Source organism: Acinetobacter sp. YH12120 (genome assembly GCF_013418795.1).
In the GTDB taxonomy this organism is placed as follows: domain Bacteria; phylum Pseudomonadota; class Gammaproteobacteria; order Pseudomonadales; family Moraxellaceae; genus Acinetobacter; species Acinetobacter towneri.
In genome coordinates, this window is the sequence record NZ_VPBI01000036.1 from 1 (window position 1) to 12,237 (window position 12,237).

Consider the following 12,237-nt stretch of genomic DNA (forward strand, 5'->3'; position numbering starts at 1 on the left):
GCAGGGTCTTGTGGTGGTGCGCCTTTGGAAATAATCAAACAATATATTCAGAATCAACAAGGTTGAAATTTGTGAAATTCACCTCCACCCTGACTGACGGGTGGAGTCCTCTTTCACTTGGAGATAGAAAAATGGCGTTATCGCACTCAAGCCAACAATTCTAGCGGTCTGCATCAATTTAAAAATATTTTTGCAGATTATTTTAAACAGCGACATATCTATGGCAATCCTCTGCTGAATTCCAATGACACGCTGCAATACAACCATCTTGAACTTTTACTGGATATATTTCAGCAGGCTAAACAATCTTTATCGGGCGCTTATGGCTTAGATTTAAGCCAAATTCTGTTTTTTATTCATGTGCCCAAACAGGTCGATGTAGAAATCCACTCAGCGCAATTTCTAAACACTCCAAGTGCTTTGCTCGATGAATTCCTGCACAACAAAGCGCCTCAAACCACGATGGAACAATCCACCGCACAACCCAAGCTCAAACTACAACAAGTGGATAAAGACTTGCTGATTGATCTGGCACAACTTTTAGAAGTGGAACCGTATGATTATTTGAGCATTGCACATGAAGCCTATTTGCTCACATTAGAACCGAGTTTTATTGACAGTAATTTATATATTCAGCGTTTAATTCAGCACGTTGCTGCAATGGACAATCATGAACAAGGTGAAATTGCCTTACATAAAGAAATTACCCAACGTATTCAGCAATTTTACGCCATGTAAGCACAATGGATTTGAACAAAATATTTACTCGCAATTTTTACCAAGGAAAACGTATCTCAACTGGCAATTCCGTGCAGAATCTAGCAAAATATTGCACTTTTAGCATGAACAATCAGCGAACTGTTTTTTCGCCTTGATTTGGAACATATATGAAGTTTGAGAAATTAGGTCAGTCGGGGCGCGCCCGTCGTGGTCGTTTAACACTTGCTCATGGTGTGGTAGAAACCCCTGTGTTTATGCCTGTGGGGACGTATGGCACAGTCAAAGGCATGCTGCCACGCGATATTGAAGAAATTCAGGCACAGGTTATTTTAGGCAATACCTTTCATTTATATTTGCGTCCAGGGCTAGAAGTGATTCAGCAACACGGCGGTCTACATGAATTCATCAAATGGGATAAGCCTATTTTGACTGACTCTGGTGGCTTTCAGGTGTTTAGCTTAGGCGCAATGCGTAAAATTAAAGAAGAAGGTGTGACCTTCCGTTCGCCTATTGATGGCTCAAAGGTTTTTCTTTCGCCTGAAATCTCGATGGAAATTCAAAAAACTTTGAACTCTGACATCGTGATGATTTTTGACGAATGTACGCCTTATCCTGCAACGCATGAAGAAGCACAAAAATCTTTGCAATTGTCTTTACGCTGGGCAAAACGCTGTAAAACACATCACCATGATGAACTACAAAACAGCAACGCGCTGTTCGGGATTATTCAAGGCGGTATGTACGAAGATTTACGTGTTGAATCTTTAAACGGCTTACTTGAAATTGGTTTTGATGGTTATGCCATTGGCGGTCTTTCGGTGGGTGAACCGAAAGAAGAAATGATCAAAGTACTGGATTATTTGCCAGCTAAAATGCCAGAAGATAAACCACGTTATTTGATGGGCGTCGGCAAGCCAGAAGATATTGTGGAAGCAATTCGTCGTGGCGTCGATATGTTCGACTGCGTGATGCCAACCCGTAATGCGCGCAATGGTCATTACTTTGTAACCGATGGCTTGGTGCGTATTCGTAACAGTAAGTATCGTCATGACCAAAGCCCGCTCGATCCGCATTGTGATTGCTATACTTGCAAGAACTTTACCCGCGCTTATTTGTTTCATTTAGAAAAATGTGGCGAAATGTTGGGGTCAATGTTGGGCACTATTCATAACTTACGTTATTACCAACGCTTTACCCAAGATATTCGCAATGCCTTAGATAACGGCACTTTCGATGAATTTGTACAGGACTTTTATGCCCGTCGTGGCCTAGAAGTACCGCCTTGTCCTGAAGATTAGTCTTTTCAGTATTTGCGCTGAGTAAAAAGACAAGGTAAATTGCAGAACAAACCCAATTTATTATCAGATCACTGATCGCCAGTTTTTAGTTTAGGAAAATGAAATGAGCCTTTTTATTTCGACCGCTCACGCAGCAGGTGAAGCTGCACAACAACCAAGCCTTGTGGCTAACCTTTTAATGATTGCAGTCTTCATTGCAATTTTCTACTTCCTGATTTGGCGTCCACAATCAAAGCGTGCCAAAGAGCATCGTACACTGATTGAAAGCTTGGGCGTAGGCAGTGAAGTGGTATTCGCAGGTGGTCTTATGGGTAAAATCACGAAAATTGAAGGTGATTTTGCAGTGGTAGAGCTGAACCGTGGTGTAGAAGTAAAAGTACAACGCGCGAGTGTCATTTCAGTTCTTCCTGAAGGCACATTAAACAACCTCTAATCAAAAAGAGTCGTGCTCACGCACGACTTTTTCATTTTAAGAAGAAAATAAATGCGTTACCCAGCATGGAAATATCTGCTCATCCTCGTTGTTCTTGTGGTGAGTACATTATATGCCCTGCCTAGCTTGTATCCAGATGAACCTGCTGTTCAAATTTCAGGTGCCAAAGCTGGTACCCAAATTGATCAAAGCATCATACAAAAAGCAGAGCAAATTTTACAATCAGAAAATATTGCCAGTCATGACAACAGCTTTACCAACAATGCTGCATTGTTGCGTTTAGACACCTCAGAAGCCCAACTCAAAGCCAAAGAAGCTTTACGTCGCGGTTTAGGTGATGACTATGTCGTGGCACTGAACCTTGCGCCAACCACACCAGAATGGCTACAAAAAATTGGTGCAAAACCAATGAAACTCGGTCTGGACTTACGTGGTGGTGTGCACTTCTTATTAGAAGTGGATATGGACAAGGCCATCAGCCAGCGTATGGAAACTTCAGCCACCGATTTACGCCGTCAATTGCGTGACAACAAGCTGAAATTTAATAGCCTTTCGCTGAATAACAACACCATCACCCTACAGTTTGCCAATAATGCAGACCGTGATGCAGTGATGGATTTCTTGCGTCGTAACGGCAATGAATACACACAGCAAGCTGTAGCCACCACAGAAGGTTCTAGCTTACGTCTGAACTATACCGATGTCCGTAAACAGGAAATTCAGTCGTATGCGGTCAATCAGAACTTAACTACTTTACGTAACCGTATTAACGAGTTAGGTGTGGCTGAAGCTTTGGTACAAACTCAAGGTAGCAACCGTATTGTAGTGGAATTGCCAGGCGTACAAGATACGGCTGAAGCGAAGCGTGTACTCGGTCGTACTGCGAACCTCGAATTCCGTTTGGTGTCTGACTTAAATGATCAATATATTGATCCGTACACAGGTCAGGCGACAGGTACAGTACCACCTGGCACAGAAGCGTTTGCCTTTGAATCTTTGGACAGTGGTCGCCAATTATTATTGAACCGCAGCCGTATTTTAACGGGTGAGCGTGTTCAAAATGCGTCGAGTGGTTTTAGCCAAGATACAGGCGGTGCAGAAGTTAACATTACCCTTGATGCTGCGGGCGGTAAACTCATGGCAGATGCGACACGTAACGCTGTGGGTAAACGTATGGCGGTATTGTTTATTGAAAACAAACAACGTATTAGCTATGTGACCGATGAAACTGGCACACAAACTGAAGTACGCACCCCATATACCGAATCTGTCGTCATTAATGCTGCAACCATTCAGGCGGTATTGGGTTCGCAGTTCCGTATTACAGGTCTAGATTCTCCACAAGAAGCCTCTGAATTGGCCTTAATGCTTCGTGCAGGTGCCTTGGCAGCGCCAATGTACTTTGTCGAAGAACGTGTGATTGGTCCAAGCTTGGGTCAAGAAAACATTGATAAAGGCGTATTGTCGACTCAGATTGGCTTCATTTTGGTTGCAATCTGGATGGTGGTGTTCTTCCGTCTGTTTGGTCTGATTGCCAACTTCGCTTTAGTGTTTAACTTAGCCATGATTTTAACCGTGATGTCTTGGATTGGTGCATCACTCACCTTGCCGGGTATTGCGGGTATCGTAATTACCATTGGTATGGCGGTAGATGCCAACGTCTTGATTTGTGAGCGAATACGAGAAGAAATTAAGTGGGGGGCCTCGCCCAAACAAGCCATTGTGGCGGGTTATGACCGAGCGTATAACACTATTTTCGACTCGAACTTAACCACATTCTTGGTGGCATTCATTCTATTTGCGATTGGTACAGGCCCAATCAAAGGCTTTGCGGTGACGCTCATGATTGGTATTGTCTGCTCGATGTTTACTGCTATTACAGTCACCCGTGCAATTGTACAAATCATTTATGGCAAAAAACGTAACTTGAAAAAGTTGAGCATTTAAGGAGATCACTGATGACTGAGAATACTCAACTGCCTTCAAAAAAATACGGTCGCCCTGATGATGAGCGCGTGATTCCGTTTATGAAGATTGCTTTGCCAGCGGCATTGCTTTCTATTCTACTTACGGTTGCCAGCATCTTCTTTATTGCCACTAAAGGTTTAAATTTAGGTTTGGACTTTACTGGCGGTATTGCGGCAGAACTTAATTATAGTAACCCTGTCAAAGCGACTGATGTATCTAATGCTTTAATCAAAGCAGGCTTCAATGACCCTGTGGTACAAACACTGGGCTCTGACCGCGACCTCATGGTGCGTATGCCTGTGCAAGACGATGTAGAAGCCGAAGACCTAACCAAAGCGATTACCGCTGCGGTACAGTTGCCAAATAATGCAGCAACAGTTCCTAAAGTTGATGTGGTGGGTGGTCAAGTCGGTAATGAGCTATATGTCCGTTCTGCGGGCGCTGTCGCTTTAGCGCTATTATTGATGCTGGTTTACGTCACCATTCGCTTTGAATTCAAACTGGCAATGGGTGCGGTACTGTCATTGTTCCACGATATTATTGTGACACTGGGTATTTTTGCCATGATGCAATGGCCATTTGACCTGACTGTATTGGCAGCGTTATTGGCAATTATTGGCTTCTCACTTAACGATAACATTGTTGTATCTGACCGTATTCGTGAAAACTTCCGTAAAATCCGTGGTGCAACACCGCTTGAAGTAGTGAACATTGCACTGACAGAAACTTTACGTCGTACCATTCACACCTCTATGACCCTATTATTGGTTGTAGTCGCGATGATGCTCATGGGTGGTGATGGTCTGAAATGGTTCTCGATTGCGATGTTTGTGGGTGTATTTGTCGGAACATATTCATCTATTTATATTGGTACAGCCTTTGCCGTATGGCGCGGTCTGAACCGTCAGGACTTTATTGTTCAAGTCAAACCTGAATTTGAAGGTGAAGAGCAAGAAATTCCTTAATGCTTTTCTGCTGACACCAACATTCAAGCCTATCTTCGGATAGGCTTTTTTGTGCCTTAGCATTGCGATATTTACGCTGACGTTGCGATGTTAATGCTGAATAATATGAATCTGTGGAAATTGAAAGCCTGCGCAAGATGGTGCTGCTCGCCATGCCACGGTCAGCATACAATCTGCTAAACGAAAGTTTTGATAGGCAAAATGCCCAATCTGTGGATGATGACAAATGCCGCCCTGTGCATTGGGATGCATACGGGTATCCAGCTCATTGAGACTTAAACGAATGCCTAAACCCGAAGCTTTTAGCACAGCTTCTTTGGCGGTCCAAACTCGAAACCAATAGTCAGCATCGTGTTCCAAATCTTGCCAGTATTTGAGTTCATTGGGATGAAACGCATGCTGTGCCAAAGCATCAAAACGTACCTTACGTTCTAAGTCTTCAACATCTATACCTAGATCTTGTACCTGTAAGCTGCTTGCCAAAGCGTAATGTTGACGGCTATGGCTATGGTTAAACTGCAATTGAGGGAATGCCGTCAAAAATGGTTTGCCATGTAGGTTACGCTCAATATCGCTGTTTTGAATATCTTGTGCCAAGTATCCAGACAACAATTGATTCCGATGCCGATAAATCGCCTGTTTTTGTTGCTGAATCTGTTCATTGCGTGCAGTGCTTGGATCGGGGCTAAAAATCTGCTGAATGCGGCTAACATTCACACAAATTTTTTTAGGTGTTTTATTCATCCGCCCTTCTCCATTTTGGCTGAAATACGATAGAAAAAAACCAGCAAACATGCTGGTTTTTTAAAGCGTGCTCGCTTAGCTGCCTTGCACCAAACGACGTGCGCTGATAATCCCTGGTTGCTGCTCTAAACGTGCCAACAAACGAGAAAGTTGCGCCAAGCCTTTAACCTCAATTAACAATTTCATATTGGCGATACCATCACTTTCAGAAATAGTATTCACCTGACGAATGTTAATTTGATCGGCAAAAATCACTTGGGTTAAGTCTTTGAGCAAACCACGGCGGTCATAGGCTTCCACCACAATTTGCACGCTTTGACCACGGGTTGGCTGCATTTCCCAATCGGCTTCTACCGCACGTTCAGGTTCGTTGCCAATCATACGCACATAGTCCGAACACGCCACTTTGTGAATACTCACACCACGGTTCAGGGTAATATACCCCGCAATCGCTTCACCATGCACAGGCTGACAGCATTGTGCGATATGCAGTTCAACGTTATCCAAACCATCAATCAAAATGCCATGTGCCGATAAGGTATGGCTGGCACGTGGGTTCAAGGTTGGCTTCAACACCAGTTCAGGTTCATCCTGATCTAAGTGCATGTGACGATTGACCTGATTAATTAAGGCATGCAGGCTAATATCACCATTCACCAAACCAATCAGAATGTCTTCACCTGTTTTGACGTTAAAGTGATTGCAATAATCATTTAAATCAATACTTTTTGGATGAATCGCCAAACGTGACAATTCTTTATTGAGCACTTCACGCCCAACTTCCAGATTTTTACTGCGGTCTTGCTGTCTAAACCAATGACGCAGCTTATCGCGCGCACGTGCTGTCTTAATATAACCTAAAGAATTCACCAACCAATCACGGTTCGGTTCACGGTCTTTTTTGGTCAAAATCTCGACTTGCTCACCTGTTTTTAAAGTATAGGTGAGCGGCACATAGCGCTGATTGACCCGTGCGGCATAGCATTTATTGCCGACTTCGGTATGCACATGATAAGCAAAGTCCAGCACCGTTGAGCCACGTGGCAATTCTTTAATATCACCATCACGGCTGAACACATAAATTTTCTCAAAATCTTCAAACTCTTGGATTTGTTCAAAATTTTCAGAATCATCATCTTCTTTATGTGCGCTGGCATCGTTACGTTCCTGATAATGCTCCAAAACAGAACGCAAAGAATGTAAACGATGATTAAACGAATGGTCTGTGGCTTTAGAACCTTCTTTATAATTAAAGTGTGAACATACCCCAAGCTCGGCTTCTTCGTGCATATCTAGGGTACGAATTTGCACTTCAAGCGACTTGTTTTCTGCAATTACGGCAGTATGCAATGAGCGATAACCATTGGCTTTTGGATTGGTAATGTAATCATCAAACTGGTGCGGAATATGCCGCCACAATTGATGTACGATGCCCAAAGAGTGGTAACACTCTGGAATGGTTTTCACCAAAACACGTACAGCACGAATGTCATAGAGCTGATCGAAGCTGAGGTTTTTACTCTTCATTTTTCGATAAATCGAATAAATGTGTTTCACCCGCCCGCTAATTTCGGCATGAATACCATTATTGCCCAGCTCTGTACGCAATTGCTCAATTACGTTTTGAATGTAGTTTTCACGCTCCAAACGCTTTTCATTCAGTAACGTCGCAATTTCTTTATAACGGTCTGGCGCCAAATAACGGAAGGCTAAATCTTCGAGTTCCCATTTCAGTTGGGCAATGCCTAAACGGTGTGCCAATGGCGAGTAAATGGTTAAAATTTCTCGCGCCACACGCTCCTGACGTTCTTTGGAAGCGGTTGCCAACTCACGTAATGAATAGGTACGTTCTGCCAGTTTAATTAGCACCACGCGCACATCTTCCGTCATGGAAATCAGCATTTTATAAATGCCTGTTAAATGTTCACGCTGGTTATTATTAAAATGGTCTTCTAAACGCTTATTTTTCTCAATCAGTTCAGACAACTTACCCATCGACAAGGTGCCTTTGATCAAGCCATAAACTGCTTCACCAAATTCTTCACGCACTTCATCTAACTGCATGACATTTTCACGCACGCTACGATAGAGCATGGCTGCAGACAAAGTGTCTTCATCGACATGCAAGTGCGCTAAAATATTCGCCATCTCAATACCTGTATATAAGGTATGCGATGGATGACTGACGTCTGTTTCCAGCTCTTTTTTCAGGGTGTAATTGGCAACGCGTTCTAATTGTTCAAGTGCCGCCCCATCGTAAATCCCGCGTACTCGGTCTAGCCATTCTGCTAAATCCTGTCGGGCTTGCTCGGCATGTTCTACAGTCGTTTCCTCAGACAGTTCATTTAAACGTCCAGGAAGTTGTTCACGTACTGTGACCATACCCTTCTCCTACCTCTATGTACTTCATATTATAAATCGTTTATTTGCTTTTCTTTCTCAAACAAGGCAATGGATTCGACATGCCCCGTATGCGGAAACATATCCATCACGCCTGCTTTTTTCAATTGATAGCCCTGCTTGACCAATACACCTGCATCCCTTGCGAGTGTGGCTGGATTACAAGACACATAAACGATTCTATCTGCGCCAAATTTGGGCACATAATACATCACTTCCTCTGCGCCTGAACGCGGAGGGTCAATTAATAATGCCTCAAATCCTTGATTTGCCCAAGAATGATGCGAAAAATCTTTTGTTAAATCTTGTGAATAAAACTTAACATTGTCTAAATCATTACGTTGTGCATTCTCTGCACCACGCTGCACCATTTGCTCTGAACCCTCTACAGCAACCACCTTTCCTGTTGCACCTACACAACGTGCAAGCGGCAATGAAAAGTTGCCTAATCCACAAAACAGATCAAGCACCCGATCACCTGATTTTAAGTTAAGCAAATCACATGCCAGCTTAACCATTTGTGGATTAATTGTAGAATTGACTTGGGTAAAGTCTTGGGGATGAAAGCCAAAACTCACATCAAAATCATCTAAACGATAATGCAAACGCATTGCTGCATGCGGATCATCAACCCGATGCAAACTGTCTGGACCTTCAGGCTGCAAATACAATTGCCAGTGTTTCTGTAACGCAAACTGCTGTAACTGGTTGATATCGGCTGCAGATAGTTGTTCTGTATGCCGCACCACCAAAGCAATCTCTTGATCTCCCATCGCCAATTCTATATGACCAATATGGGCCTTGCCTGTTAGACTTTGGAGTAGCTGCTTGATTCGTGTTAACGAACCAAATGCCTGATCCAACACCATACAGCGGTCAATTGAGGTCAGTTTATTGCTATTGCGCTCACGAAAACCGACCACCAATTTGTCTTGACTGGCAATATAACGCACCCCAACACGGGCTTTGCGGCGATAATCTTCACGCTGTGAACGCAAAGGCGCTAACCATTCTTCAGGCTGAATTTGCGCAAAATGTTGCAGATGCGACTGCAACACCTGTTGTTTGAGATGAATCTGCTCATCCAACTGAATATGCTGCATGCTACAACCACCGCAACGCTGATAATGTGGACATTGTGGCGTAACCCGTAATGTCGAAGGCTCACCCAGCACTTCTAGACACTCGGCTTCTTCTAAGCGTTTGTTACTATGCGTAATTTTGGCGCGTACTGTTTCACCAGGCAATGCGCCCTCTATAAAAACTGTTTTCCCCTGCTTCTCGGCTGGATGACCCGACTGAGCTGTGTAGTGTGCAATCCCGCGCCCTTCATGTGACAACGATTCCACCTGAAAGCAATATTCAGCCTGCTGCGTGGTACGGTTTTTACTGCGATGTTTCATATCAGTCTAAATATCGGAAGATGGGGAAGATTGAAAAGGCATCACGGATTCATTTGAAGGCGTGGTGACACTTTGTTCAGGAAAATCTGTACGGGTAAATTCAGTTTGCTGCGAACTGTGCTGCCACACGCTTAAAAAGTCTGCATGCTGCGGCTGAGTATGCAAATATTGAATGGTATGCTGTACCCATAAAGTATGCTCTTCAAGCAGCAATTGCCCTTTGAGCAGCAGCCAACGCAAATAAATCAACCAAGTATTTAAGACATCGCCTTCACAATAACGCGTCAGCCTTGACCATTCGCCGCTTTGCATAAATGCAGGAACATGATAGCCCGCATCTACACGTTTACCCGGAAAACCTAGCAAATACGCAATGTCATCCAACTTTTGAAAATGACGACCATTAAACATTGCCATCACATCCATTAAATCGACATGACGCTGATGGTAACGGTTTTGATAATTGTTATAGCGCTTTTGCTGATCAATCTCGCCCTGATCAAATAAACTTGGTGCAGACAGCCCGTGATACATGGCGCGGAATAAAATCACTGGCAAGTCAAACTGCGAACCGTTCCAACTGACCAAAGTCGGATGACGCTTATCAAAAATAGACAAAAACTTTTTCAGCATTGTCGCTTCGCTGTCATGTTCACGGCTAAAGGAAAACAGCTTCATGCCGTGTTCATCAATCCACAAGCCTGAAATACACACAATTTCATGCAAAGGCAAACGCTGAAAATCGGTTCCTGCCTCTTGGCGACGCAACTTCATTAATGCTTGTTCAAGCTCTGCTTCGGGTAAATCGAGTTGATATAAATGCGCGCCTGACTTCAAATCGGTAACGGTTTCTATATCGAAAATCAGCACAGGTAAACGCATAAAATCTTACTCAATGGGTGATAGAAAAATGAATATCACAATTCAGTATCTTGAACAGAGAACAAACCTGTCGATAAATAACGATCACCACGGTCACAAACAATACAAACAATCACTGCATCTGGATTTTCTTCGGCAATTTTTAAAGCTGCCCATACCGCACCGCCCGATGATGTGCCTGCGCTGATGCCTTCTTTTTGCGCCAGTTTACGCATGGTTTTTTCCGCTTCAATTTGCGGAATATCAATAATACGATCAACACGACTACGGTCAAAAATGGTTGGTAAATATGCTTCAGGCCAACGGCGAATCCCTGCAATACTTGAACCATCTGAAGGTTGTAAACCAATAATTTGAATCTCTGGATTTTGTTCTTTTAAGTATTTAGACACCCCCATAATGGTGCCTGTTGTGCCCATAGAGCTGACAAAGTGGGTAATTTTACCGCCCGTTTGCTGCCAAATTTCAGGCCCTGTGGTCAGGTAATGTGCTTCAACATTATCTGGGTTACCAAATTGGTTCAGCACCAAGCCTTTGCCTTCGCGTTGCATTTGCAAAGCCAAATCGCGCGCGCCTTCCATGCCTTGTGCTTTAGTCACTTCAATCAATTCTGCACCATAGGCACGCATGGCATCTTTACGTTCTTGGCTCATATTGTCAGGCATGATCAGCTGCATTTTATAGCCACGCATAGCTGCAACCATCGCCAAAGCAATGCCGGTATTGCCACTGGTTGCCTCAATTAAAGTATCGCCCGGTTGAATTTCACCGCGTTTTTCTGCCTGCATAATCATGTTGTAGGCAGGACGATCTTTAACAGAACCCGCAGGGTTATTGCCTTCCAGTTTTGCCAAAACCGTTGCCTGCGTATGACTTGCCAAACGCTGCAAACGCACCAATGGGGTTTTGCCCACATAATGATCTAACAAAAATTCATCACTTTGGAAATCTGATTGGGTATCAAGCATGCTCTGCACCAATATCAAGGTGGGCTTATTGTATGAAAATTTGCACCTTCCTGCACGTTTTTCACAGGCTTTTTATCAAAACAGCAATACTCTGCCGACAATTTATGCATCACTCACTGCCTACACAATTCTAGGCAAGATGAACACAATTTCAGATTGTCTTTTGCGGGATGGATGCAAAAAAATGCACACCGATTGATTGCGAGATGCAGCTGAACCACTCGCACCAAACAGATGAAAACACAGTCAGGAGAATTGACATCCTCCCCCCCTTAAAAGAGGGTGATTACTACAGCTAGACGCTTATGCCCAAGCGCAAGAATGTTTAAAGCTGAGTTTATATCTCGATCATGAGCTGTACCACAGCTCATGCACTCCCATTCTCTTATTCCAAGATCTGTCCTACCTTTGGGACTACTTGAGGTGATCTCACCGCAGCACGAACAGATTTGGGTG

The 12,237-nt window shown here is 43.6% G+C and carries 11 protein-coding genes; 5 read left to right on the forward strand and 6 right to left on the reverse strand.

Annotated features, from left to right (window positions below; genetic code table 11):
- Positions 1–117 precede the first annotated feature (117 nt).
- The 5 genes from FTU58_RS13365 to secF all read left to right on the forward strand — a co-directional run bounded on the left by FTU58_RS13365 (position 118) and on the right by secF (position 5,384).
- Positions 118–738 carry a hypothetical protein gene (locus FTU58_RS13365; RefSeq protein WP_180062573.1) on the forward strand — a complete coding sequence of 207 codons (621 nt, stop codon included), beginning with the start codon at positions 118–120 and terminating at the stop codon, positions 736–738.
- Between the two features lie 149 nt (positions 739–887).
- Positions 888–2,018 carry a tRNA guanosine(34) transglycosylase Tgt gene (tgt, locus tag FTU58_RS13370; protein WP_004974942.1) on the forward strand — a complete coding sequence of 377 codons (1,131 nt, stop codon included), beginning with the start codon at positions 888–890 and terminating at the stop codon, positions 2,016–2,018.
- Positions 2,019–2,121: 103 nt separating this feature from the next.
- Entirely contained in the window at positions 2,122–2,451 is a 330-nt protein-coding gene (gene yajC, locus FTU58_RS13375) for a preprotein translocase subunit YajC (protein WP_004974939.1), read from the forward strand.
- 51 nt (positions 2,452–2,502) lie between these two features.
- Positions 2,503–4,398, forward strand: coding sequence for a protein translocase subunit SecD (gene secD / locus FTU58_RS13380; RefSeq protein ID WP_180062574.1), 1,896 nt, complete (start codon positions 2,503–2,505; stop codon positions 4,396–4,398).
- Positions 4,399–4,406: 8 nt separating this feature from the next.
- Positions 4,407–5,384, forward strand: a complete 978-nt coding sequence (secF, locus tag FTU58_RS13385; protein ID WP_179995101.1) for a protein translocase subunit SecF — start codon at positions 4,407–4,409, stop codon at positions 5,382–5,384.
- A gap of 90 nt (positions 5,385–5,474) precedes the next feature.
- Here secF and FTU58_RS13390 read toward each other — a convergent pair whose 3' ends face one another.
- The 6 genes from FTU58_RS13390 to FTU58_RS13415 all read right to left on the reverse strand — a co-directional run.
- The gene (locus FTU58_RS13390; protein ID WP_180062575.1) at positions 5,475–6,128 is read right to left on the reverse strand and encodes a 4'-phosphopantetheinyl transferase superfamily protein; all 654 of its coding nucleotides are present in this window, start codon (positions 6,126–6,128) and stop codon (positions 5,475–5,477) included.
- 75 nt (positions 6,129–6,203) lie between these two features.
- Positions 6,204–8,510: a bifunctional (p)ppGpp synthetase/guanosine-3',5'-bis(diphosphate) 3'-pyrophosphohydrolase gene (locus FTU58_RS13395; protein ID WP_004974935.1), complete on the reverse strand. Its 2,307-nt coding sequence runs from the start codon at positions 8,508–8,510 to the stop codon at positions 6,204–6,206.
- Positions 8,511–8,539: 29 nt separating this feature from the next.
- Positions 8,540–9,931: a 23S rRNA (uracil(1939)-C(5))-methyltransferase RlmD gene (gene rlmD / locus FTU58_RS13400; protein WP_179990030.1), complete on the reverse strand. Its 1,392-nt coding sequence runs from the start codon at positions 9,929–9,931 to the stop codon at positions 8,540–8,542.
- 6 nt (positions 9,932–9,937) lie between these two features.
- Entirely contained in the window at positions 9,938–10,813 is an 876-nt protein-coding gene (locus tag FTU58_RS13405; RefSeq protein ID WP_004974933.1) for a 3'-5' exonuclease, read from the reverse strand.
- A 35-nt stretch (positions 10,814–10,848) separates the two neighbouring features.
- Positions 10,849–11,781: a cysteine synthase CysM gene (gene cysM, locus FTU58_RS13410; RefSeq protein ID WP_179988696.1), complete on the reverse strand. Its 933-nt coding sequence runs from the start codon at positions 11,779–11,781 to the stop codon at positions 10,849–10,851.
- A 272-nt stretch (positions 11,782–12,053) separates the two neighbouring features.
- A partial coding sequence (locus FTU58_RS13415) for a zinc ribbon domain-containing protein (RefSeq protein WP_180062576.1) occupies positions 12,054–12,237 on the reverse strand: 184 nt, incomplete at its 5' end.

Bases quoted from the DNA above. Each gene is read 5' to 3' on its own strand.
- tgt (WP_004974942.1), top strand. From the start codon at position 888: ATGAAGTTTGAGAAATTAGGTCAGTCGGGGCGCGCCCGTCGTGGTCGT.
- yajC (WP_004974939.1), top strand. From the start codon at position 2,122: ATGAGCCTTTTTATTTCGACCGCTCACGCAGCAGGTGAAGCTGCACAA.
- secD (WP_180062574.1), top strand. From the start codon at position 2,503: ATGCGTTACCCAGCATGGAAATATCTGCTCATCCTCGTTGTTCTTGTG.
- FTU58_RS13390 (WP_180062575.1), bottom strand. From the start codon at position 6,128: ATGAATAAAACACCTAAAAAAATTTGTGTGAATGTTAGCCGCATTCAG.
- FTU58_RS13395 (WP_004974935.1), bottom strand. From the start codon at position 8,510: ATGGTCACAGTACGTGAACAACTTCCTGGACGTTTAAATGAACTGTCT.
- rlmD (WP_179990030.1), bottom strand. From the start codon at position 9,931: ATGAAACATCGCAGTAAAAACCGTACCACGCAGCAGGCTGAATATTGC.
- FTU58_RS13405 (WP_004974933.1), bottom strand. From the start codon at position 10,813: ATGCGTTTACCTGTGCTGATTTTCGATATAGAAACCGTTACCGATTTG.
- cysM (WP_179988696.1), bottom strand. From the start codon at position 11,781: ATGCTTGATACCCAATCAGATTTCCAAAGTGATGAATTTTTGTTAGAT.